This window comes from Pyrinomonadaceae bacterium (genome assembly GCA_036277115.1).
GTDB lineage: Bacteria > Acidobacteriota > Blastocatellia > Pyrinomonadales > Pyrinomonadaceae > UBA11740.
In genome coordinates this window covers 103030-126591 of sequence record DASUNM010000023.1, presented here as the reverse complement: position 1 = coordinate 126591, position 23562 = coordinate 103030, and the positions used below count along the sequence as shown (strand labels likewise).

The 23562-nt window shown below is 56.0% G+C and carries 18 protein-coding genes and 1 tRNA gene; all 19 read left to right on the top strand.

The features are described 5' to 3' along the window. The first annotated feature begins 53 nt into the window (after positions 1-53). The 19 genes from lptC to VFX97_07460 all read left to right on the top strand — a co-directional run bounded on the left by lptC (position 54) and on the right by VFX97_07460 (position 23558). Entirely contained in the window at positions 54-2369 is a 2316-nt protein-coding gene (lptC, locus tag VFX97_07550; protein HEX5703036.1) for an LPS export ABC transporter periplasmic protein LptC, read from the top strand. 78 nt (positions 2370-2447) lie between these two features. After that, positions 2448-3653, top strand: coding sequence for a tryptophan synthase subunit beta (trpB, locus tag VFX97_07545; protein HEX5703035.1), 1206 nt, complete (start codon positions 2448-2450; stop codon positions 3651-3653). 136 nt (positions 3654-3789) lie between these two features. Continuing rightward, a complete protein-coding gene (gene trpA, locus VFX97_07540) occupies positions 3790-4581 on the top strand; it encodes a tryptophan synthase subunit alpha (GenBank protein ID HEX5703034.1) in 792 nt (263 codons plus the stop codon). Between the two features lie 309 nt (positions 4582-4890). After that, on the top strand, positions 4891-5961 hold the full coding sequence (recA, locus tag VFX97_07535; GenBank protein HEX5703033.1) for a recombinase RecA: 1071 nt from the start codon (positions 4891-4893) through the stop codon (positions 5959-5961). A 190-nt stretch (positions 5962-6151) separates the two neighbouring features. After that, a complete protein-coding gene (locus tag VFX97_07530; protein HEX5703032.1) occupies positions 6152-7489 on the top strand; it encodes a 5'-deoxyadenosine deaminase in 1338 nt (445 codons plus the stop codon). A 68-nt stretch (positions 7490-7557) separates the two neighbouring features. Continuing rightward, a complete protein-coding gene (gene ispE, locus VFX97_07525) occupies positions 7558-8469 on the top strand; it encodes a 4-(cytidine 5'-diphospho)-2-C-methyl-D-erythritol kinase (GenBank protein HEX5703031.1) in 912 nt (303 codons plus the stop codon). A 27-nt stretch (positions 8470-8496) separates the two neighbouring features. Further along, positions 8497-8571 (top strand) — tRNA-Gln (locus tag VFX97_07520). Between the two features lie 84 nt (positions 8572-8655). After that, positions 8656-9603: a ribose-phosphate pyrophosphokinase gene (locus VFX97_07515; protein HEX5703030.1), complete on the top strand. Its 948-nt coding sequence runs from the start codon at positions 8656-8658 to the stop codon at positions 9601-9603. A gap of 152 nt (positions 9604-9755) precedes the next feature. After that, positions 9756-10433 (top strand): 50S ribosomal protein L25, encoded by a 678-nt coding sequence (locus VFX97_07510; GenBank protein ID HEX5703029.1) that lies wholly within the window; start codon positions 9756-9758, stop codon positions 10431-10433. Positions 10434-10526: 93 nt separating this feature from the next. Next, entirely contained in the window at positions 10527-11090 is a 564-nt protein-coding gene (pth, locus tag VFX97_07505) for an aminoacyl-tRNA hydrolase (GenBank protein HEX5703028.1), read from the top strand. Positions 11091-11188: 98 nt separating this feature from the next. Beyond that, the gene (gene rpsF, locus VFX97_07500; protein ID HEX5703027.1) at positions 11189-11617 is read left to right on the top strand and encodes a 30S ribosomal protein S6; all 429 of its coding nucleotides are present in this window, start codon (positions 11189-11191) and stop codon (positions 11615-11617) included. Positions 11618-11768: 151 nt separating this feature from the next. Further along, entirely contained in the window at positions 11769-11978 is a 210-nt protein-coding gene (gene rpsR / locus VFX97_07495) for a 30S ribosomal protein S18 (protein ID HEX5703026.1), read from the top strand. 80 nt (positions 11979-12058) lie between these two features. Next, positions 12059-12637 carry a 50S ribosomal protein L9 gene (gene rplI, locus VFX97_07490; GenBank protein HEX5703025.1) on the top strand — a complete coding sequence of 193 codons (579 nt, stop codon included), beginning with the start codon at positions 12059-12061 and terminating at the stop codon, positions 12635-12637. 271 nt (positions 12638-12908) lie between these two features. After that, positions 12909-14708 carry a VWA domain-containing protein gene (locus VFX97_07485; protein ID HEX5703024.1) on the top strand — a complete coding sequence of 600 codons (1800 nt, stop codon included), beginning with the start codon at positions 12909-12911 and terminating at the stop codon, positions 14706-14708. 360 nt (positions 14709-15068) lie between these two features. After that, on the top strand, positions 15069-16499 hold the full coding sequence (gene dnaB, locus VFX97_07480; GenBank protein ID HEX5703023.1) for a replicative DNA helicase: 1431 nt from the start codon (positions 15069-15071) through the stop codon (positions 16497-16499). A gap of 49 nt (positions 16500-16548) precedes the next feature. After that, entirely contained in the window at positions 16549-17718 is a 1170-nt protein-coding gene (gene alr, locus VFX97_07475; protein HEX5703022.1) for an alanine racemase, read from the top strand. Positions 17719-17727: 9 nt separating this feature from the next. Next, complete coding sequence (locus VFX97_07470; GenBank protein ID HEX5703021.1) at positions 17728-18414, top strand: alpha/beta fold hydrolase; 687 nt, start codon at positions 17728-17730, stop codon at positions 18412-18414. Between the two features lie 193 nt (positions 18415-18607). After that, positions 18608-22198, top strand: coding sequence for a patatin-like protein (locus VFX97_07465; GenBank protein ID HEX5703020.1), 3591 nt, complete (start codon positions 18608-18610; stop codon positions 22196-22198). Positions 22199-22532: 334 nt separating this feature from the next. Continuing rightward, a complete protein-coding gene (locus VFX97_07460; GenBank protein ID HEX5703019.1) occupies positions 22533-23558 on the top strand; it encodes an NAD(P)-binding domain-containing protein in 1026 nt (341 codons plus the stop codon). Positions 23559-23562 lie beyond the last annotated feature (4 nt).

Sequence of the window (23562 nt, the reverse complement as noted above, 5' to 3'; positions counted from 1 at the left end):
GAACCAGGCCCGGCGGGCAGTAGCCCGCGGCGAAACAATCGACTCGATCTTAAATGGAAGCCGTTAACCGCAAAAGACGAATCAGTGCCGTTGACTTGCGCGCGCGCGTGCCGGCCATCGCCCGCGCGCTGGCGCTGTTTCTGTTAATCGCGGGCTCAATTTTCGTCGGCGTGTCTTATTACAAGATGCGCAACAACACTCCGTTTCGCTTGCGATCGGAAGCGCCCGCCCTCTCAAAAGAAATCACCGGCATCATCAACGGATACGAGCAGCGCGTCACCAAAGACAACCGGCTCTATATCTGGCTGCGGGCCGCGCGCGATGTAACCTACGCTGATGGTCATCACGAGCTGGAACAGGTCAATCTCCAGGTCTTTCCCGCGAACAGTGCGAAGCCGGATCTCATCACTGCCGACCGAGCGCTCTACGATCAAGCGAACGAATTGATTCAGTTCAACGGCAACGTGCAGATTGAAACGCACGAAGCCCTGAAGGTGAAGACGGATGCACTGCTCTACCATCAGAAACAAGAGATGGGTGAAACGTCTTCGCCGATTACGTTTGAGCGCGAAAATATTTCAGGTAAATCTACGGGCGCAGTCGTCGACGATAGGAACAAACGACTCGAATTGAAGAACGATGTTGAAATCACCGTCGCACCGGAAGCCACGAACAACGCGAATTTAAAAGGCGCGCGGGCAAAGCCGGTAACGATCCGTTCAAAGCAAGCCGTTTTCGAGCAGGGGTCAATGCGTCTGATTTTCTCAGGCGGCGCCACGGCCGAGCAGGAACAGGACATCATGAGCGGAGAAACGTTAACCGCGAATCTCAATGCTGAGAAAAAGCTTCAGAAGCTCGAGATGCGCGGCAACTCGTATTTGCGTTCGCTGACTGAAGGACATGCGGCGGAAGCTCACGCAATCGACATCGACTTTTATCTTGACGCAAATCAGCAATTGCAGCGCGCTTACGCAGTTCGCGACATTCGCGCGCAAACGCTGAATGCGGATTCGGACGTGCAGCTTTCCGGCGCGAACATTTTGGACATCAACTTTCAGGCGCAGGGTGACCGCAGCGTCATAAAAGAGATGAAGAGCGAGGGACGCTCAGTCGTGAATCTGTCGGCCCCGAAAACGCGAGCAAGCGATCCGCGCGCCGCGAGCAAGCGTTTGACTGCGGACTCGATCAAAATGATCTGGCGACTGAAAGGCAAAGACCTGGAAAAGGCCGAAGCGGCCGGCAATGCCGAGTTGTACGTTGAGCCGGTGCAGAAAACGGCGAAGGCCGACGCGAAGACTTTGACCGCGACGCGGTTCGACTGTGATTTCTTTGAGGTGGGCAACATCACGCGAAATTGCGTCGCGACCGGGGGAGCCAAAGCGGTCATTCAGCCTTATCAAACGAGTGACAAACGTGGGACGAGAACTATCACGTCGCAGAAAATGAATGCTGACTTCGTCCGCGAAACACAGGACGTAGAGAAGGTCGATGCGACGGGCGAAGCGAAGTTTAACGAGCTGGATCGCAATGGAACTGCTGACGCGGCCGTCTACACGGCGGCAGATGAAACTATTCGTTTGCGCGGCGGTGAACCCACCGTTTGGGATTCGCGCGCGCGCACTCAAGCCGTCGAGATCGATTCGAATAACTCGACCCGCGTCTCTTACTGTCGCGGAAAAGTCCAGACGACCTACTACAGCCAGGAACAAACAAACGGGGCTGCGCCTTTCCGCAAGGTGAAGAGTCCCGTGTATCTGCTCGCCGATCGCGCCGAGATTACCCATGATTCCGGCAACGCGACATACACCGGCAACGGACGGATGTGGCAGGACGATAACTTCGTCCGCGGCGATGTCATCAATCTTTATCGAGAACAAAAGCAGATGGATGCGCGCGGACACGTCCAGACCGCGCTCTATCAGGCAAAGCAAAAAACGGGCAGCACCATCAATGTGGTGCCGGTGTTCGTGACGTCGGAGTACATGCGTTACTCGGATGCCGAGCGCGTGGTGCACTACGAAACCAACGTCGACATTAAGCAGGGAACTGACCGCATGACAGCGGGCGTTGCCGACGTTTACCTGCAAAAGGAAGTTAACGAACTTGAGAGAGTGATCGCGCAACGCAACGTGGTGTTGATTCAACCCGGCAAGCGAGGGACAGGTGATTGGTGTCAATACACGGCCGTTGATGAAGTTGCGGTTTTGAAGGGGAAGCCGGCCCACGTCGAAGATGCCGAACAAGGATCAACCGACGGCAATCGTTTGACCATGTACCGGCGCGAGAATCGCGTCGTCGTTGACGACCCGGGTGGCTCGCAATCGCCGGGGCGGGTGCGCTCGACGCATCCGATTAAGAAAACTCCTTAACCGCTCCAGAAGTCGTTTAGGGCGGGCCACCGCTTGCCGAATTTGGGGTAGTAGCCCCGCTAAACGATTTGGTTTTTTGTGAAGCCAATTACACAACCTGATTCGCTCGGCCACTGGGGTCCCTACGGCGGGCGGTTCGTGCCTGAAACGCTGATGGCGCCGCTGGAAGAACTAACGGCGGCCTATGAATCTGCGCGCGCGGACGAGAATTTTCAAAACGAACTCAACAAGCTGTTATGCGACTACGCTGGCCGGCCTACTCCGCTTTTCTTTGCGCAACGTTTGACTGAGCGTTCGGGCGGCGCCCGCATTTATCTCAAGCGCGAAGATCTTCTTCACACCGGCGCTCACAAAATTAACAATACGCTGGGCCAGATTCTGCTGGCGGGGCGCATGGGCAAACGCCGCATCATCGCGGAGACTGGCGCCGGTCAGCACGGCGTCGCCACTGCGACAGTCTGTGCCTTGTTCGGACTGCAATGCGTCGTTTACATGGGCGCCGAAGACATGAAGCGTCAGGCGTTGAATGTTTTCCGCATGCAGCTCATGGGCGCCGAAGTTCGTGAAGTCGATGGCGGCTCACGCACTTTGAAAGACGCCATCAACGAAGCTCTGCGCGATTGGGTGACGAATGTTGAGGATAGTTACTACCTGCTGGGAAGCGCGCTGGGGCCACATCCATATCCTTTGATGGTGCGCGACTTTCAAAGTGTCATCGGACGTGAAACGCGTGAACAAATTCTCGAAAAGGAAGGACGCCTGCCGGATTGCCTGGTCGCCTGCGTGGGTGGCGGGTCGAATTCAATCGGCATGTTCCACCCGTTCTTATCTGATGAATCGGTGCGTATGATTGGCGTCGAGGCCGGCGGCATGGGGGGCGAAATCGGGCAACACGCGGCGCGATTCAATGCGAATGGCGGTGGTCGACCAGGAGTTCTCCAGGGCACCATGAGTTACGTTTTGCAGGATGAGCGCGGACAAATCGCGACGACGCATTCAGTCTCGGCGGGACTCGATTATCCATCGATTGGGCCGGAGCATGCGTATCTTCATGACCAGCATCGCGTCGAATACACTTCGGTGACTGACGATGAAGCGCTGGCGGCCTTCAAAACGTTATCGCGTTTGGAAGGAATCATTCCGGCGCTGGAATCGGCGCACGCCGTCGCGCACGCGATGAACGTCGCGCGTGAATTGAAATCCGAAGAAATTCTGATTGTGAATCTTTCTGGTCGCGGTGATAAAGACGTCGACAGTGTTCGCGATGCTCTGCCGTCCCGTTAGCCACAAAATGTTTACAGTCAAAAGGCTGCTCTGAATTTGAGGCAGCCTCGTGAGGGGCGTAATTCTGCGGCTCCTACGGGGCTGTGTTGTTGGGTTGGACGGGAGCTATAAACATCAGGCTCCTACGGAGCCATGAATGTCACGGATCGCTGCCACATTTGAGGCTCTCAAACGCAACGACAAGAAGGGCTTCATTCCTTTCATCACCGCCGGCGACCCTGATCTCGGCACTACGGAAGAGTTAATTCTCGAACTCGCACGCGCTGGTGCCAGCGTCATCGAGCTCGGCGTCCCGTTCAGCGATCCGATGGCTGATGGGCCGGTGATTCAAAGAGCTTCTGAGCGCGCCTTGCGACATGGCTTTGGTTTGGCCGCTATCCTGGACGTGGTGCGCGCTGTCCGAAAGCAGACGACAGTGCCCATCGTTCTGTTCAGCTATTTCAACCCGCTTCTGCAATTCGGCCTGGAGAAACTTGCTCGCGAAGCTGAACACGCGGAAATCGACGGCATTCTCGTGACCGATCTGATTCCGGAGGAGGCCGGCCGCTTCTCGGCGATGCTGCGCGCTCATGATATTGACCTAATCTTTCTGGCGGCGCCCACTTCGACCGATGCTCGTTTGCAGATGATTGCCGAACGCGCCAGCGGGTTCGTCTACGCTGTGTCGCGTGCGGGAGTTACGGGCGCTCGCGAAAAAATGAGCGCGGAGGCGGAGAAACTAGTCGTTCGCCTGCGTGGATTTTCTGACCTGCCGGTCGCCGTCGGCTTCGGCATCTCAAGGCCCGAACATGTCCAGGATGTTTGGCGTTATGCTGATGCCGCGGTCGTCGGATCAGCGATTGTCCAGGTCATTGAGCAGCATGCCGGTGAGCCCAACATGGTCGGTAAAGTTGGTCAGTTTGCCGGATCGTTGGTAGCTAAAATCTAGGCATCGACCAAAGCGGCGCTACTGGAGTATGCTGGCGCGGCACTGTTGGATTCTTGATGATTCGACGCGCGCTCTCACTCCCCATCGGGAGGCGCAGAGAGGGCTGCCGAGACGCGCAGTCTAAACGCTTCCACCCTCCCGAAATAATCCGTGTTGCACACATGAAACTCTGTTCCATTCCCGCTTGAGTTGTGTTATCCTCCGCTCGTGTCAGGATCCCGACAAGTCGGGATAGCGACGGTCTTGAGCGGTCGTGGACGTGAAAACACAAATTGAGCTAACGAAGAGGAGCAGAAGAAAGAGATGCCCATGTCAGAAGACAGAATTGCAGATCGCAGTCGCGCCATTGAAGCCGCGCTGCTCAACATTGAAAAGCGTTTCGGCAAAGGATCGATCATGCGTCTAGGCGAGCGTGACGTTTCGGACGTGCCGGCGATTTCGACGACGTCGCTGTCGCTGGACGCGGCGATTGGGATTGGTGGAGTGCCACGCGGACGCATCGTTGAGATTTATGGGCCGGAGAGTTCGGGTAAATCCACGCTGGCGATGCATATCGTGGCGCAAGCGCAATTGGCCGGAGGCGTCGCCGCTTACATTGACGCTGAACACGCCATGGACGCCCAATATGCTGAGAAACTCGGCGTGAATGTCGATGACATGCTGATTTCACAGCCCGACTCAGGCGAACAGGCCCTGGAAATCGCCGAGGCGCTCGTGCGATCGAATGGCGTCGATGTCATCGTCGTGGATTCTGTGGCCGCGCTCGTGCCGCGCGCGGAGCTCGACGGCGAGATGGGCGATTCGCTTCCCGGTCTGCAGGCGCGCCTGATGTCTCAGGCATTGCGCAAGCTGACCGCGATTGTCTCCCAGTCAAACACCTGCTTCATCTTCATCAATCAGATCCGTGAAAAGATCGGCGTGATGTTCGGCAGTCCCGAAACGACTACCGGCGGACGCGCGCTGAAGTTCTATTCGTCTCTGCGTCTGGACATTCGTCGCATTGGCGCCATCAAAGACGGCGACCGCGTGGTCGGCAACCGCACCAAGGTCAAAGTCGCAAAGAACAAAGTCGCACCGCCATTCCGCGAATGCGAATTCGACATCATGTACGGCGAGGGAATTTCGCGCGAGGGCGATTTGCTCGATCTCGCTACTGCGAATCGCGTGGTCGAAAAAAGTGGCGCGTGGTTCTCTTACAAAGGCGACCGCCTGGGCCAGGGCCGTGAGAATTCAAAACAGACTCTGAAAGATCATCCGGAATTGCTGCGCAAGATTGAGAACGATGTGAAGCGTGCCTTGGGATTTCCGGTGCGTGAAGAAGCCGCTGCGCCGAACGGTGGCGAGCAAAAGAAAGCTGCGGCAGCAGGCGAGAAGAAGTAGGGCGACAATGGAGTCAGTACCGGGAGCGGACCGGGGTCCCCGCGCGGGCAGCCGGCGTGGGGTGGTGGTAGCGACCGGGTCACGGCAGGCATCTTCGGCGTTATGCAAAGACCCGGTCGTTACCGCTCCTGGTACTGACCTCACCTTTACAGTCCTCCCATAATCTCCGCATAATCCGCGCGGCGATTTCATGAGCGAATCAATTCTGATTAAGAACGGCACGATTGTGACGATGGATTCTGAAAATTCCATCGTGCGCGGCGATCTGTTGATTCGCGAGGGACGAATTGCGGCGGTCGGAGAGCAGAATACAAGCAGCGCTGATGAAGTTATCGATGCTGAAGGTTGCGCCGTCCTGCCTGGATTTATTCAGACGCATATTCATCTTTGTCAGACTCTCTTTCGCGGAGCGGCCGACGATTTGTCGCTCATCGATTGGCTGAAAAAGCGCATCTGGCCGATGGAAGCGGCGCACACTCCGCAGTCAATTCGCGCATCGGCGCGTCTGGGAATAGCAGAACTAATCAAAGGCGGAACAACGTGCGCGCTGACAATGGAAACTGTAAGCCACACCGAAGAAGTCTTTCGCGTGGTTGAAGAAACGGGATTCCGGGCCACCGTCGGCAAGTGCATGATGGACAAGGGAGAGGACACTCCACCGGCACTGGCTGAAAGAACTCAGGACTCGATCGATGAATCGCTCCAGCTGATCGATCAGTGGCACGGTAAGGCGGACGGTCGCATTCGCGTTTGCTTCGCGCCGCGATTCGCAGTCAGTTGCACGCGCGAGCTGCTTACAGAAGTGGCGAAGCTGGCACGCGAGCGAGGCGTGATGATTCACACGCACGCATCCGAAAACATGGCCGAGTGTGAAATGGTCGAGAACGAAACCGGTTTGCGGAATATCGTATATCTGGATTCGTTAGGCGTTTCAGGCCGGCACGTTTTGTTGGCGCACTGCGTCCACGTCAGTGATCGTGAATTCGAAACGCTGCAAAAAACGCAAACGAACGTGGCGCATTGTCCTTCGTCGAACTTGAAGCTTGGTTCCGGAGTCGCGCCAGTGACGGCGATGCTCGAACGCGGGATTTCAGTCTCGCTGGGTGCTGACGGAGCGCCCTGCAACAACCGCCTCGATATGTTTACCGAGATGCGAACCGCGGCGCTGCTGCAAAAAGTTCTACACGGACCCGAGGTGCTGCCGGCGGGGCGCGCGTTGCGCATAGCAACGATCGACGGCGCGCGGGCGCTGGGTGTGGGTGACGAAATCGGCAGCATCGAAGCCGGTAAACGCGCTGACGTGATCATAGTTAATCTGAATCGCCTGCATGCAGCGCCCGAAACCGATGTCGTCTCTTCCGTAGTTTACTCAGCGCAGTCGAGCGACGTGCGGACCACGATTATTGACGGCCGCATCGTCATGCGCGACGGCGAGTTGCAGACAATGAACGAAGCCGAAGTGATCGCCGACGCCAATCGCGAAGCGAAGTCGTTGTCTGAGCGAGCAAACCTACCTACATCCGTTTAGAGGCGGGCTATTGCCCGCCCGTGATGCGCAAGAAGCTGGCGGGCGGTAGCCCGCCTCTAAAACCATCTATGGGTTTAAGATCGATCACAATCCCGGCGTTCGCGAAAATCAATTGGAGCTTGCGCGTTCCCGGCAAGCGGGCAGACGGTTACCACGAAATCGACACGGTCCTGCAGACCATCAGCCTTCACGACACACTAACTTTCGAAGAAACCAATGACGACGTCATACGGTTGTGGTGCGACGATCAGTCGGTTCCTGCTGATAAAACCAATCTCGTCTGGCGGGCCGCAGCGGCGCTGCGCGAACGCTATTCGATCAGACGGGGAGTCAGGGTTTGTCTCGAAAAACGCATTCCAGCGGAAGCTGGTCTGGGTGGTGGATCGTCTGACGCGGCCGCAACGCTGCTCGCCCTGGCATTACTGTGGAAAATCGAAATTTCAGCAGACGATCTTGCCCTGGTAGCCGAAGGTCTCGGTTCGGACGTGCCCTTCTTTCTTCACGGAGGCACCGCGCGCGCGACAGGTCGTGGCAATCTAGTTGAATCACTCGAAGATTTGCCGAAGCACCTTCTTGTCATCAAACCGAACGCGAGTATTTCCACTGCAAAAGCGTACGGTATGCTGAATCGGGCAGCCTTGACATCCTCTGACTCGAAACCTATTCTACTTCGTTCGCAGGCGAGCGACTCTTCCGCTTCAATCGATTTGAATTCGCTGCACAACGATTTCGAGCCGGTAGTTTTTCAGCTTGAACCGGAGATCGAACGTGCGAAAGTCGCCTTGCTGAAATCCGGAGCAGGCGCGGCCATGCTCAGCGGCAGCGGCTCAGCGGTATTCGGGATTTTTGAAAATCAGGACGCTCAGGAGCGCGCCATTCAGGCGATCGAACTCGAAACTGGTTGGCGCGCGTTTCCTTGTAAGACGGTTGGGCGCAACCGCTATCGAAGCGCGATGGGCGCGGCGGGCGAAATCTCGTGATTTGGTCTTGTACTAGACCGATAATGTTGGGGCGTCGCCAAGTGGTAAGGCACCGGTCTTTGGATCCGGCATTCGTAGGTTCGAATCCTTCCGCCCCAGCCAATTTTTCCACGTAGCACAGACTTCAGTCTGTGGATCCAAGCGTGAGGATTAAAACTCACAGACTGAAGTCTGTGCCACTAGTTAATGAGCACCACCGGCGGCATAAAAGTCTTTTCCGGTAATGCGAATCGCGCTCTGGCAAAAGAGATTTGCCACGAGCTGCACTGCGATTTGGGCAGCGCCCAAACCGCGCGCTTTTCGGACGGCGAGTTCAATTTTCAGATTGAAGAGAACGTTCGCGGTGCGGACGTTTTCATTGTGCAGCCGACGTGCCCGCCGACTGACTCTCATTTGATGGAGTTGCTGGTGATGCTGGATGCGTTCAGGCGTTCATCGGCTGAGCGGCTGACGGCGGTGCTGCCCTATTACGGGTACGCGCGCTCTGACAAAAAGGATCGGCCGCGCGTGCCAATCGCGGCAAAGATGGTCGCGAATTTGATTCGCACCGCCGGCGCCGATCGCATTGTGACGATGGATTTGCACGCCGCGCAGATCCAGGGGTTCTTTGATATTCCAGTGGATCACTTGTACGCAGCGCCGGTGATGATTCGGCACTATCTCGAGAATCGGATGCCGAATCTGACGGTTGTAGCGCCGGATACAGGTGGGGCCGAACGTGCCCGGGCTTACGCGAAACGGCTGGATGCGGAACTGGCCCTGTGCGATAAGCGCCGGGACAAGCCGAACGAGGCCGAAATCATGAACGTTGTCGGCGACGTGCAAGGCCGTAACTGCTTGATTGTCGATGACATGTGCGACACCGGCGGGTCGATCACGAAGGTCGCAAAAGCATTGAAAAAAGCAGGTGCGGAACGCGTCCACGCATGCTTCACGCACCCGGTACTTTCGGGCCGCGCGGCCATGCACCTGGAGGCTTCGGACATCGAGCAGATTGTAGTTACGAACACAATTCCGCTAAACTCTAAGGCAGCCGAGCTCAAGAACATTACGGTTCTTAGTATTGCGCCTCTTTTGGCGAAGGCAATTAAGTCGATCCATGAAGAGACTTCGGTTTCTTCGCTCTTCGTATGAAGGGCAAAAACTGAACAGCTTTTAGCCGTCAGCTCTCAGCTTTCAGTAAAACAATTTGAGATAGTCGCGAGCGGAACATCGACTAGTTTCGTGTTCTCGCTTGCTGATAGCTGAACGCTGAAAACTGACAGCTTTATTTTTGGAGAGCAATCATGGCAGAGAAGAAAGACATTGTAATCAAAGCGCAGGCGCGTGAAGGACGTGGGAAGAATGATTCGCGCCGCGCGCGTCGCAACGGACAAGTCCCCGTGGTCATCTACGGCGGCGAGGGCGAAAGCGTAGCGGCGTTGGCGCAGCTCAGCGAACTGGCCGCGATCCTTCGCTCGGACACCGGACGCAACACGATTTTCACGGTGGATGTCGAGGGCGTGGGTGCGAGCGAAGTCATGTTCGCGGATCGCCAGATTGATCCGGTGCGCATGCGGCTGGTTCATGCGGATTTCAAACGACTGGTCAAGGGCGAGAAGATCGAAGCGACAGTTCCGCTGCGACTGGTTGGCGAGCCGCTTGGCGTGCGCGAGGAGTCGGGCGTGCTCGAGCAGATCGTGCGCAACATCGACATTCGTTGTGAGCCGCGCGAGATTCCTGAACACATAGACGTCGACGTGACGAATCTCGGGGTGCACGACGTGCTGCACGTTTCCGACATTCCGGTCGCGGCGGGGATAGAAATTCTCGAATCTCCCGAAACCGTAATCGCTACGGTCGGACTGGTGAAGGAAGAAGTCGTCGAAGCTGCGCCGGTGGAAGGCGAGGCGCCGGCCGAACCCGAAGTCATCGGCAAGGGCAAGAAGGAAGACGAAGGCGAGGGCGAAGACGCCAAGTCGTGACATTGCCGATCCGGTTAGAGTACCAACTTCAGTTGGGCTCTTACTTGCGAAAAGCCCGACTAAAGTCGGTACTCTGAACGCACGCAATTGGCAATGCGGTTAATCGTTGGATTAGGAAACCCGGGCGAAGAGTACACGTGGACGCGCCACAACCTGGGTTTCATGTTGATTGACAAGTTGGCTGCGGCAGCAGATGTGACCGTCAAGCGGCGCGAATGTCGGTCCCTGATTGGGTCGGCGGTGATTGAGGGTGAACGTGTCCGGCTGGTGAAGCCGCAAACGTTCATGAACTTGAGCGGCGAAGCGGTCGCAGGTTTGCTCGCGAAAGAAAATGTTGACGACACATCGCGGGACTTGATCGTCATCAGTGATGATTTGGCCTTGCCGTTCGGCACGATTCGTTTGCGCGAGCGTGGCAGCGCCGGCGGGCACAACGGACTGAAGTCGATTATCGGGGCAATTGGCACAAACGAGTTCATCCGGCTGCGGATTGGAATCCAGCCGGATCATCCGGTTAGTGACTCGAAAGCTTTCGTGCTTGAGAATTTTCGAAAGCCGCAGCGGGCTGAAGTTGAAAAGATTTTAGACAAGGCCGCTGAAGCCGTGCATTCGGTTTTGCGGGACGGCATCCGGAAAGCGATGTCGCTTTTTAACTAGTGAATGGTAAATCGTAAATGGTGAATGGATGTGTGAATTAGGACCGTCGTTCTATTCACCATTTACCATTCACGATTTACCAGTTTTGGAGGATTAGCGTGGCAGAACAAAGAAGTTACGAAATAGTTTTTATCATCAACCCTGACGCGGAAGATGCTGAAGTGATGCGGCTGACTGAAGCCGCGCAGAAGATCATCACCGACCAGGGCGGCAGCATCGTCAAGACCGAAATGATGGGCAAACGCCGTCTCGCTTACGAGATCAATCATCAGCGCGATGGCGTTTACGTGCTGCTTGAGGTTGAAGGTTCGGGCCGCGAGATCGCCGAGTTTGAGCGCCGTATGCGCGTGAACGATCGGGTCCTGCGTTACATGACTGTGCGCGTTGACGAATATCGGCGCCGCGCGCAGAAGTTGAAAGACCGTCGCGCGCGCAAGGCTGAGCGGCGTCCGACGGGCGGCAAGGCCAAGGCGGAAGTAAACGCGAACGATGACGACGCAGAGTCGGGAGTCGAAGCGGCCGCGTAGCGTGAAGTCACGACCGCCGGGTAGGGGCGGCATTGGAAGCGAACTTATAAGGAACGAAGATATGTCATCAAACTTTGAAGAGCGCGACAGCCCGTTTGGTTTTGAACGGGAATACGAACGAGCCGGCATGCCCGGCCGTGGTCCACGCCGCATGCAGCGGCGAAAGATTTGCCGGTTTTGCATCGACAAGGTCGATTACATCGACTTTAAGGACGTGAAGCTCTTGCAGTCCTACACGCCGGAACGCGGCAAGATTCTGCCCCGGCGGATTTCCGGCGTGTGCGCGACGCATCAACGTATGCTGGCCGAAGCCATCAAGCGCGCGCGCAATATCGCGCTGCTGCCGTACGCGGCTGATTAACAGTTTTGTGGCACAGACTTCAGTCTGAGAATCCGATTGGGAATCAAGACGGAAACTGGCCACTTCGATGAGGAGTTTTCATGGGAAACAAACAAGTTCTTTTACGCGAAGACATCGATAACCTCGGCGCGCGCGGCGAAATCGTGCGCGTCAAAGCCGGCTATGCGCGCAACTATCTGCTGCCGCGAAATCTCGCGGTCGAAGCGACTGCCAGTAACGTTAAGCAAATTGAAGGCGAGCGCGCGGCGCTGATGAAGCGCGAAGCGAAAGAGCGCTCGTCGGCTGAAGGGCAGGCCGATCAGTTGCGCAATCTGGCGCTCAAGTTCGAACGCAAAGTTGGCGAAGCGGGCGTCCTGTACGGCTCAGTCACGTCGATGGACATTGCGCACTCGCTGGAAGAGCAGGGTTACAAGATCGATCGTCGCAAGATCGCTCTCCGTGAGCCGCTCAAGCGGTTCGGCAATTACACAGTTCCGGTTCGTCTGCATCGTGAAGTCACGGTGGAACTGCCCGTCAGCGTGGTTGGCGAGGGCGGCGTCGAAGTGAACGTTGAGGCGCTACAGGCCGAAGCGGGGACCGCGGGCGACGCAGCTCCGGAACCTGCGAACGAACTCACGAACGAGTCTGCGAACGAGTCTGCGAACGAAGACGCCAGCTGATCTTCGGTCCCCATTTTCATAACTGCGAGTAATTAGGGCCCTGCGTTAAATGCGCAGGGCTCTTCTTGCTTTGATTACCCCTTGTCTCTCTGGCCAGATCCTGCTACACAGTGAGGCCGACAATCGATTGAGGTTTGGCCGAATCGATTCTCAGGCTCGAGTGTTCCCAGGAAATTTCATACCGAGAGTCCTTTTCACGCTGCTGGCCCTGACCTCTGCGTCTGCGCCGTCGTGGGCACAAGAACCCAATGCGAACGAAATACTGAATAAAGTGGCAGCCACTTACGCGTCCTGTCGCAGCTATTACGATGAGGGAACGATTAAATCGGGGTCGAAGGCATTTGGCAGCGGATATTTTCGCACCACATTTGTAAGGCCCAATCACTTAGCGTTTGAATTATGGTTGAGTCGTGAGGATAAGGAGAGCGGACGGGGCTGGGTGGTGTGGAAGAACGGGGACGCGGTCAATAGTTGGCTGCCCCGATATATTCAACCCGGCTTTAGCAACCGACGCGAAGCGCCGCTGGATCTGGCGCTTGAACGAATCGCGTTTCCATCTGCGGGTGGGTCGCTCACTATTTCGCCGTTGCTGCTTCCTGATTTATTCCGCACAAGTGATCTGCTCTCATCGATGTCTGACGTCCGGCTGGCTGGACTGGACAAGGTCGACGGCCGCGAAACATTTCGCCTCGAAGGAATGGTGTGGCGAACGCAACCGATCAAACTCTGGATTGATAAGACCCAGTACGTAATCGTTAAGCTATCCCGCAAAGTGTCCTTCGGAGATTCCGAAGTTGAATCAACCGTTCTCTTCAAACCAAAACTCAATCCCGATCTTTCGCCTGAGAGTCTGCAGCTCAAGATGCCAGAGCACCGCGCGATAGCTCCCTTGCCAGGTAGTACGGCGACGTCATCACATTCGATTGTGCCAACCCTGGCGCCGCCGGCCGGCCGAAGGTTCGGATCGAGCCTCGTTCTAAGCCCAGGTGAACGCGCCTTCCGTTCTGAGAAAAAGGCCGCCGACGAAGACGATGTGGTTCGCGTGGACACGGATTTGGTAGTGGCGGCGGTGCTGGTGCTGGACGCCGAGGGCAAGATTGTGAGGGGCTTGAGCAAAGAAGACTTCATCGTGAAAGAGGATGACGGGTTGCAGCAGGTGGCCAGTGTTTCTATGGGCGACAGCCAGGATGTGCCGCGGTCAATTGTCCTCGTCATTGACTACAGCGGCAGCCAATTGCCTTATATCAAGACCAGTATCGAAGCCGCCCAGATGCTGGTGGACAAGCTAAATCCGAAAGACCGGATGGCAGTGGTAACGGATGACGTGAACCTTCTGGTTGATTTCACTAGCGACAAAGACTTGCTGAAAAAGCGTCTGGAAACTCTCAAAGAGAGCGCTCTGTCGGGCGCACTCGGCGCGAGCGACCAATACGACGCGTTGCTCGCGACAATGACTGAGCTCTTCAGCCCGGAAGACGCTCGGCCAATTATTATTTTTCAGACAGACGGCGATGAACTCGAATCGCTCAAAGGCGGCTCGCCTCAGCCATATAATGCATATTCGCTTCCGCGCAAGTTCGGCCTTGAAGATATTTTGTCGGCGACGGAGAGGTCTCGCGTCACCGTCTATTCGGTGATTTCGGGCGTCCGGTTTTTCGGTGTCCCGCAAGCGGAGTTGCTTCAGCGTGCTGAGGCCGATTTGAGAAACCGCAACAAAGCCAACGGGCAACTGCAACGGACCTTAAACAATTCGTCCGGGCGTGCCGAGCCGACGAAGCTGCCGGATGAGATTCTCCAACGGCAGGCAAACACATGGCTGCGCCGTCACACAGCTCTGGCAGCAGTGGCGAGATTTACCGGGGCGTGGACCGAGTTTTTGGAAGAACCGAGCCAGGCCGACGAAATCTACACCCGCATCCTCACGGATATTGATCGTCGTTACGTCATTGGTTATTACCCGACGAATCGTGCGCGCGACGGTAAGCGCAGAAAAGTCCACATTGAGATCCGCAATCACCCTGAATACATGGTTTGGGGGCAAAAGACTTACTTTGCGCGCGAAGAGCGGTAATGATCGGAAGGGGCGGTATTAGACCACTCGATCAGCTTAAGGAGGAGTGGTGGATCAGAATGATTATCTCCCAGTGCCCAATCTTGTGTGTCGTGAGTGCGGAGTTTTGCTGCATGTGACCGCTACGGAGAACAGGCCAGTGAGTGAATTCTACGTGTTACATTCTAAGGGTGCTTGCCCGCTGAGCGCAGACTGGATCAGAATTGATGCAAAAGGACAGGTGCTGGAGAAAATAGAGTCCGGAGCTGACTGGCAGTAGCCAATTAGGTCGGTCCTCTCAAAAAAAACAGCTCAACGGGCAAAAAAAGTGGCGCACATGCTCGCTAACGGATACCCTTTTGTTTCCTCATACTCTTAACGATGGCAACCCCAGATCCTGTTCGCGATCCAGTTCTTGAACGTTCGCTGCCCAGTAGCTCTGATACGGAGCGAGCGCTACTTGGCTCAATTCTTCTGGACAATACTCTCATTGCCCAGGCGATCGAGATGTTGAAGCCGTCGGATTTTTACGTGCCCTCGCACCGCCGGATCTTCACCGCGATGATTGCGTTGTTCGAACGCGGATCCGAGATTAATTCAATTCTTTTAGCTGAGGAACTTCGACGCGACGGTTCACTTGAATCTTCAGGAGGCATGCTCTTTCTCAGCAACCTGGCATTTGGTCTTCCTCACGTAACCAGCTTAGCTGCTTATGCGAAGGTCGTTCGGGGGAAATCGCTTTTGCGACAGCTCGTCAGGGTCGCGAACAAAATTACCGCTGAGGCGCTGGAAGAAGAAGACGAGCCGCAGAACATTCTCGACCATGCCGAGCACGCCATTTTCGCGCTGGCTGACGAACGGATTCGCCAGGGTTTTGAGCACATCAAACATCCGGCTGAGCGCGTGCTGGAAAAGGCCGAATCCGTGGAGCATCGCGATCTGGTTGTGACCGGCGTTGCCACCGGGTTTCGCGGGCTTGATACGCTGACTTCGGGTCTGCAAAAGCAGGATCTCGTCGTGATCGCCGCGCGGCCCTCGATGGGTAAAACGAGCCTCGCGCTCGCGCTGGCGCAGCATGCGGCTATCGAAAGCAACGCTGTCGTCGGCATATTCAGCCTGGAAATGTCCGCGGAAGCTTTGGCGATGCGCATGTTGTGTTCTGAAGCTAACGTCGATGCGCAGAAGTTTCGCAGCGGCTTTCTTTCGAATGAAGAATGGGCGCGCCTTGGGAAAGCGCTCGGCAAGTTGGCGGACGCGCGCATCTTCATCGATGACACGGCGGCGATATCGGTACTCGAAATGCGCGCGAAAGCACGGCGGCTGGCCACTGAGCAAAAGCAGCTCGACCTGATCATGGTCGACTATCTTCAGTTGATGTCGGGCTCGTCGCGGCGGACTGAATCGCGGCAGCAAGAAGTCTCGCAAATCTCGCGCGAGCTGAAGGCGCTGGCGAAAGAGCTCAATGTTCCTTTGATCGCGTTGTCACAGTTGTCCCGCGCGCCGGAGAACCGCACCGATCACCGACCGCAACTTGCCGACCTCCGCGAGTCGGGCGCGATCGAACAGGATGCCGACCTCGTGGCCTTTATTTACCGCGAAGAGGTCTATAACCGCAGCGACGAAAACAAGAATATCGCCGAATTAATCGTGGCCAAGCAGCGCAACGGCCCCACCGACACAGTCTATCTCGCCTTCCTCAATCAATTCGCCAAGTTCACCGATCTGGAACGGGAAGCACTCGGCCAATACCTCAGCCGCTTTGATCGCTCGAAAGGCTCGCCCCGCATCGGTCGCGGTGGCGGCGAGTTCTGATTCATTGATTCGTTGATTCATTTACTGATTGACTCAATAATTCAATTCAATGAATCAATGGAGCGATGGATCAATGAATCAATCGGCCGGTCGTCCAACCTGGGCTGAGATCGATCTCGACGCGCTGGCGCACAACTTTGGTGTGATTCGTGAGCGCGTCGGTCCCGCCGTCAAAATTCTCGCCGCAGTCAAAGCCGACGCTTATGGTCACGGCGCAGTTGAATGCTCGACGCGCCTGGATCGGGAAGGGGTGGATTGGTTTGGCGTTGCTCTGCCGGAGGAGGGGATTGAGTTGCGCAATGCCGGTATCGCAAAGCCGATCCTGTGCATGGGCGGGATTTGGGCCGGGCAGGAAGACGCGTGTATTCAGCAGCATCTCACCCCGGTTGTTTACCGTCTCGACGTGGTCGAGGCGTTAGATCGGGCCGCGAAAGCTGCGGGAACAACTGTTAAGGTTCATCTGAAAATTGACACCGGAATGGGTCGGCTGGGCGTACGAGCCGATGAGGTTCGGGATTTCTGCGCCGCGCTGAAGCGATTCACAAACATTCGCGTTGACGGGCTTATGACGCATTTGGCTTCGGCTGATGATGAAGAGCAGACAGAATTTACAGTCTCGCAGCTGCAACGATTCGAGCAAGCCCTTGCCGCGTTTCGCGATCACGGCTTCGAACCAACTTACATTCATGCGGCCAATTCAGCTGGCCTGTTCACGTTCGCTGAATCGCGAGCCAACATGGTTCGTCCCGGCGGCACGCTCTACGGATTCACCCGTGATGTGCTGCCGGCAACTTCAGTCACGCCCCCTTTGCGTCCCGTGATGTCGCTGTATTCGCGCATCATGCTTTTAAAGCAGGTGCCGAAAGGCGCGAAGCTCGGCTATGGCGGCACATTCGAAACGACGCGAGATTCCGTCATCGCCACAATTCCGATTGGCTACGATGACGGTTACCGTCGGGCGTTCAGCAATCGCGCGCGTGTGATTGTGCGCGGCCAGTTTGCGCCGGTTGTCGGTCGCATCTCAATGGACTTGACGATCATCGACGTGACGGACGTAAGGGATGTGGCGCATGACGATCCGGTAACCTTGCTGGGGAACGACGGTGACTGCTCTATCACGGCCGAAGACCTCGGCGAGCTTGCCGGAACAATTTCCTATGAAATCACGTGCGGCATTAGCGGCCGCGTGCCGAGAGTTTACCGGGATAACGGGGTCTAAAAACGCAAGATGTCAGAAGCTCAAATCAAAGTTAAAGTGACTGACGCCGAAAGCGTCACGGCGGTGTTGTATTCGGCAGCGAGGCAGAAGCGTGCCGGCGTAACACTCGTCCTCGGTCACGGCGCGGGCGCGAATCAGCTGAGCGGATTCATGCGCCTGTTCGCCCGGGGCTTAGCGGAACGCGGAGTAGACGTTGTGACTTTTAACTTCCTCTACACTGAACAAGGACGAAAGATTCCTGATCCCGCCCCGCGACTCGAAGGCTGTTATCGCGCGATCATCGATGCCGCGCTCAAGCACAAAAAGTTGAAAGGCAATCAGCTGGTGATTGGCGGCAAATCGATGGGCGGACGGATCGCCTCGCAAGTCGCAGCTCAGAATGGCGAAAACATCGCCGCCCTTGTCTTCCTTGGCTATCCGCTGCATCCGCCCGGAAGGCCCGACAAAATGCGTTCGGAACATTTGCCGAAGATAAAGGCGCCCATGCTGTTCATGCAGGGCTCCCGCGACGCGTTCGGAACAAAAGTGGAGATCGCGGGCATCATTAAGAAACTCAAATTGCCTGCCGACCTCTTTCCGATTGAAGGTGGCGACCACTCTCTCAAAGTGCCTAAGGCGGCCGGTGTTTCTCAGCAGGATGTGTACGACCTCGCGATGAATCACATTGCGGACTGGCTGAAAGCTAAACTCAGTTGATTGCCATACGGCCCGTTCCGCAAACCCGGCTCTCTGTTGACATTTCACCGCGTCGCTAATATCTTGCCCGCGCTTTTCCCGTTGAGTGCAGACGCAGGCCGCAAGCTCCCTTAAGCAGCAGGGTGTCGGCCCGCCTTTTCTGCCAAAGCGTACCCGCTTAACTGTCGCGACCCAATTCTCACGGAGGTTTCCCATGGCCGATCTGCCGACCCCCAATCTTGACTACAAAAAAGAGGTTCGTTTTGCCGTTGTGATGTATGGCGGAGTCTCGCTGGCGATTTATATCAACGGAATTGCCCAGGAATTGCTCCGGCTGGTGCGGTCTACGGCGCTCGTATCCGAAAACGCTGACGGGGACACAACGCTTTCCGCAGAACGGATAACTGACAACGATCCGCACAAGGCAAGGAAGCTCAGCGGGACCGAACGAGTCTACCGGAAACTCAGTTACTTATTAGGCGACGACGCGCTGCTGGATAAATACGAGAGGTCAATACTTAATCCTGGTAATCAAAATGATAGTGATGCTCCACCGTCCGATTTCATGGACGACTATCTGGTTAAGAAGACAGCTGGCGGCGGTCCGCCACCAATCCCCGTCGGATTCGTCATCGACATATTGTCAGGAACTTCAGCGGGCGGCATTAATGCGATCTTCCTCGCGAAGGCCCTGGCGAATAATCAATCGATCGAGCGGCTCAAGCAACTGTGGGTTCAAGAAGGGGACATCGAGTTGCTCATTAACGACAAAAAATCAGTAGCCGGCTTGCCGTTGGATAATCAGGACCCTCCCCAGTCATTGCTCAACAGCCGCAGAATGTATCTCAAACTGCTCGATGCATTTCATGAAATGGATCGACAGACACCAAGGGATGAAACGTACATCTCGCCTTGTGTGGATGAGTTGGACTTGTTCGTAACCGCCACTGATATTCAGGGCTTGCCGCTGTCTATCAGGCTGTCCGATATGAAGGTCCTCGAACGCCGCCATCGCCACGTATTTCGTTTCAAGTATGCGAAGCAAGAATCTGTATTTGGCGCGCACTGTAATGATTTGAAGCGGAGCCATAACCCTTTCCTCGCGTTTGCGGCGCGCTGTACTTCTTCGTTTCCGTTCGCTTTCGAGCCGATGAAACTGGAAGACATCGACGAAGTGGTTGATAACTTTGAGGGCTATGAGGACTCGCGATCGGAAAGCCCGACATGGAAGAAGTTCTTCTCATCGTATGTTGATCCCGATACCGGGAAGCCTATTACCGATACCAAAACACGAGCATTTGGTGATGGTGGCTACCTGGACAATAAGCCGTTTTCTTATCCGACGGAAACGCTGAGCAGACGCGGCGGGTACGTCCCCGTAGATCGAAAACTCGTTTACATCGAACCCTCTCCGGAACAACTAAATGCTCGTGAGAAGAACCAGACTCCGAGTGCGATTGGAAACGCCAAGGCGGCACTGCTCGACCTGCCCGGCTACGAAACCATTCGACAGGATATTGAGCGCGTTAACGAACGGAATAGACTGCTCAACCGCGTCAACCGAATCGGCGATGCAATCGAACGGGACTTGAGCCACGCGGAGTGGAAAAGGCCGCCGATTAAAGAGGATGAGTGGGAGACGTTGGATCTCGCCGGCATGGTCAGGAAGTTTGGGAGCTATTACCTGCCTTACCGGCGTCTGCGGATTGCATCAGCCACTGATGAACTGGCGAAGTTGGTATCGAGCGTGGCCGGATTAGAAGAGAACTCGGCGCACTTCGCCGCCGTGCGACTGATGATTCGAGCCTGGCGCGAATTGAATTACCCTGATTACCACGCAAAGGATGGAGAGACCCCAACCAGCCAGCGAACGGCAAATCAGTTTCTGATCGATTTCGATTTCAAGTACTGGTTGCGCCGCCTGACTTTCATTCGCTCGAAGATTGACGATCTGCTTAGGTTGAACGAGGCCGGAACGACGAGCGGCACAGACGCCACTGGGCGGCGGGCGGCCGCCATCGAGAGACTGGCTGCGTTGAAATTCAACCCGCTGGAATACGAAAGCCTTTCGGAGGAGGAACGCGGACAGTTCCAAGCGGTTGTGGCGTACTTGAAGTGCGAATTCAGTGAGCTCTATCGAGAGTTGCGCGTTGCCGGCCGGGTGCTGCAACGTGTGTCCAGCGCCGCCGACCCGAACAGTTTCGCGGCAAAACTTCAGAACGTTAAGATTGGACCAAAACTGCTCGATTACATTCTGGACGTCCACTCTTCGCATGGCGACCTCGATTTGGGCAAGCTTAACGAAGACGAGTGTGTCGCGCGGGCAAAGGATCTTTTCTCCGGTAAAGGGCCCGCTGATGTTCCGAATCCGGCCGCAGCTATCGAAGAAGCAGCGCGAGCCTTGAGCAGCGAGTTGCACAAAGAAGTGGTTGACCCGGTATGGACTCGCGGCCGTTCACTGCTGAAAACTGGGTCGCTCAAGGAAGATGGAACCGTCGAACTCCATCCTCTTCCGGAACCAATTCGAACGTGTAGTGCTTTACTCGAAGGAATCTCCCTGAAGCACGCGGATAGCATTCGCGAGTTTCTCTGGCGTTATTTCAGCCAGTTCGATGATTACGATCAAGTGCGATTTCCGATCCTCTACGGCAGCGACGTCGGCGAGTCCGACCTGGTCGAGATTTTCCGGATCAGCCCGCAAGACGCCCCGAGTCTAATTCGTGAAGCCGGGCCGGGCGCTGACCGCCGCCGGAAACTCGCGGGCATTTCTCTATTTCACTTCGGGGCTTTTCTCGATCGCATGTGGCGCGAAAACGACATCATGTGGGGGCGCCTGGACGGTGCCGAACGGCTGATCACCGCGCTGATGCCGGACCCCGAGCACAAGACGGTCAGAGACAAGTTAATCAGCGACGCCCATGTTGCCATCCTTCAGGAAGAGATGCCGCCAGCGTCACAGGAGCAACTAGGTCGCCTGTTGTCGGAAGCTTTGATTCGCGCCAGTTCCGGCGAAACGTTTGAGGATGCGTTAGTCAAAGTGATGGGGCCTTTAAAAGGTCCCAAGGTCAAAAAGCGGATGGAGATCGCGATGCGGTCGTGCCTCGAGGACAAAAAACTCTTGGATTTCGTCAAAAAGCATTACGAAGTGAATCGCAAGCTTGAACCAAAGCCGTTGTTGCGATCAATAGCACGTGCGACGCAGGTGACGGGAAAAATCTTTGATGACGTCGCGCAGTCAAACCAGGTTGATAGTAAGTCGATTCGATGGATCGCGCGGGCGGGCCAAATCTTTTCGGGCCTGGTCGAGGTCGCCGTGCCGGAAAGCACAGCCGCGCGGCTCTTCCGTCACTGGCTGAAGCTTCTCTACGCGTTTGAGATCCTCATGTTGTTTCTGGCGACGTTCGTTCTTTCCACGCCCGGCGTGGCGAGCTTTGCGTGGAACTTACTCGCGCTGACATTGGCGACGCATTTCGCCGTCTTTCTTTTGCGCGATTTGATGCGCGGCAAAAACCGATGGCTGGGAGTCGGCGCGGCGGTGGTTTTTGCCGCAATCGTGTTCTTCGCTTTTGTTGGTGTCGATGAACTGGCCAACACGGGGTTCCGGAAAAAAATCTCACACAAAATCTACAAGTGGACGGACGGGAGAATCGGTGGGCCGCCCGCGGCACCCGAGCCGATTCGTGTTTTACTAGTTGACCAGCCCGTGGTGACGAAGCCCCTCGAGCCCTCGGCATCGCCAAATTCCTCGCCTGCCGCGGGCCCCACCGCTACGCCTTCGCCGACGAGTCCCGCACGCAGTCCGTAGGTCACCCCGACGACGAACTCTTGTCGCTCCAACTTCGTCAAGATCCGTTAGGAGTGCCCTAGTCTGAAAGAGTGTGAAATCACGCGCAAGATGCGCGTGCCACTCAACCAGGACACTACGTTGGTTCTGCTTGACGCCTTCCGCTGACGCGGCAATGATGATGTTTATTTAGAAAAGAGGTGCGGGCATTGCTTCAGTATCGGTTCATACAACTCCACGTGTTTACTGATCAGCCGTTCACCGGAAATACCGTGGCGGTATTTCCCGAAGGTGAAGGCTTTGGACATTGGACGTTGGACTCTGGACGATTCAATCCAATTCAGTCAGAAGAAAAATGTCCGACCTTCTCGATCTCTTAATCATCGGCGCTGGCCCGGCAGGCTTGTCGGCCGCGGACGCGGCGGCGCGTGAAGGTCTGTCTTATCTCGTCATCGAGAGAGGGACGATCGCGAACACCATTCGGCAGTACCCGGTGGGTCGCGAAATGTTCTCGACGCCGAACGAACTTGAGATGCGCGCAGGATCGCTGAAACCAATTCGCGAGAAGCCGACGCGCGAAGAGCTGCTTTCGCACTACGTCCATTTCGTGCTCGATAACGATTTGCGCATCAACACAGGTGAAGAAGTCGTCGACGTCGAGCGCGAGACTTCGGATGGGTTTGAGGTACGCACGCACTGCCGCAGTTTTCAGGCAGGTCAGCAGGACAACACTTACCACGCGCGCACAATTCTGTTCGCCATCGGCGCCATGGAGCATCCGCGGCGGCTGAACGTTCCGGGTGAAGACCTGCCGAAAGTCCACCATCGTTTCGTCGAGCCCTATCCCTACGTGCGTCGCGAAGTTTTAGTAGTTGGCGGCGGTAACAGCGCTGCCGAAGCCGCTTTGTTCTTATCCGAAGAAGGCGCTCGCACGACGATGGCGATTTGGCGTGAAGATTGGGAGAATCGCGATCCGAAAGCCGGCGCCATGAAGCATTGGGTGCGCTCGCCGCTGGAACGCGAAATTTCCGAAGGCCGCTTGCGGGTCGTTCTTTACAAACAGATCGACGAAATAACTCATCAATCTGTGCGCCTGACGACAGATACAGATGAATCGAAGTCGATCCCAAACGATGTGGTATTCGTGTTGGTGGGCAGCGACGCCGATCTCACTCTAATTAAGAAACTTGGGGTGACGACTGAGCCCGGCAAGCTCACTGAAGTTCCGGTTTACGATCCGGAAACGTTCGAGACAAACGTGCCGGGCCTCTACGTTGCCGGTCATTTCACGCATGCGCGACATATTAAAGCCGCCATCGACATCCCACGAAAAATCATTCCGCTGATCGCGCAAAGCTTGCGAGCCGGCGCCGCCGTGTGATAAA

What these genes read in the sequence shown, in the direction of transcription:
- lptC (HEX5703036.1), top strand. Translation starts at nt 54, where the DNA reads ATGGAAGCCGTTAACCGCAAAAGACGAATCAGTGCCGTTGACTTGCGC.
- trpA (HEX5703034.1), top strand. Translation starts at nt 3,790, where the DNA reads ATGTCACGGATCGCTGCCACATTTGAGGCTCTCAAACGCAACGACAAG.
- recA (HEX5703033.1), top strand. Translation starts at nt 4,891, where the DNA reads ATGTCAGAAGACAGAATTGCAGATCGCAGTCGCGCCATTGAAGCCGCG.
- VFX97_07530 (HEX5703032.1), top strand. Translation starts at nt 6,152, where the DNA reads ATGAGCGAATCAATTCTGATTAAGAACGGCACGATTGTGACGATGGAT.
- ispE (HEX5703031.1), top strand. Translation starts at nt 7,558, where the DNA reads ATGGGTTTAAGATCGATCACAATCCCGGCGTTCGCGAAAATCAATTGG.
- VFX97_07515 (HEX5703030.1), top strand. Translation starts at nt 8,656, where the DNA reads ATGAGCACCACCGGCGGCATAAAAGTCTTTTCCGGTAATGCGAATCGC.
- VFX97_07510 (HEX5703029.1), top strand. Translation starts at nt 9,756, where the DNA reads ATGGCAGAGAAGAAAGACATTGTAATCAAAGCGCAGGCGCGTGAAGGA.
- pth (HEX5703028.1), top strand. Translation starts at nt 10,527, where the DNA reads ATGCGGTTAATCGTTGGATTAGGAAACCCGGGCGAAGAGTACACGTGG.
- rpsR (HEX5703026.1), top strand. Translation starts at nt 11,769, where the DNA reads ATGCAGCGGCGAAAGATTTGCCGGTTTTGCATCGACAAGGTCGATTAC.
- rplI (HEX5703025.1), top strand. Translation starts at nt 12,059, where the DNA reads ATGGGAAACAAACAAGTTCTTTTACGCGAAGACATCGATAACCTCGGC.
- dnaB (HEX5703023.1), top strand. Translation starts at nt 15,069, where the DNA reads ATGGCAACCCCAGATCCTGTTCGCGATCCAGTTCTTGAACGTTCGCTG.
- alr (HEX5703022.1), top strand. Translation starts at nt 16,549, where the DNA reads ATGAATCAATGGAGCGATGGATCAATGAATCAATCGGCCGGTCGTCCA.
- VFX97_07470 (HEX5703021.1), top strand. Translation starts at nt 17,728, where the DNA reads ATGTCAGAAGCTCAAATCAAAGTTAAAGTGACTGACGCCGAAAGCGTC.
- VFX97_07465 (HEX5703020.1), top strand. Translation starts at nt 18,608, where the DNA reads ATGGCCGATCTGCCGACCCCCAATCTTGACTACAAAAAAGAGGTTCGT.
- VFX97_07460 (HEX5703019.1), top strand. Translation starts at nt 22,533, where the DNA reads ATGTCCGACCTTCTCGATCTCTTAATCATCGGCGCTGGCCCGGCAGGC.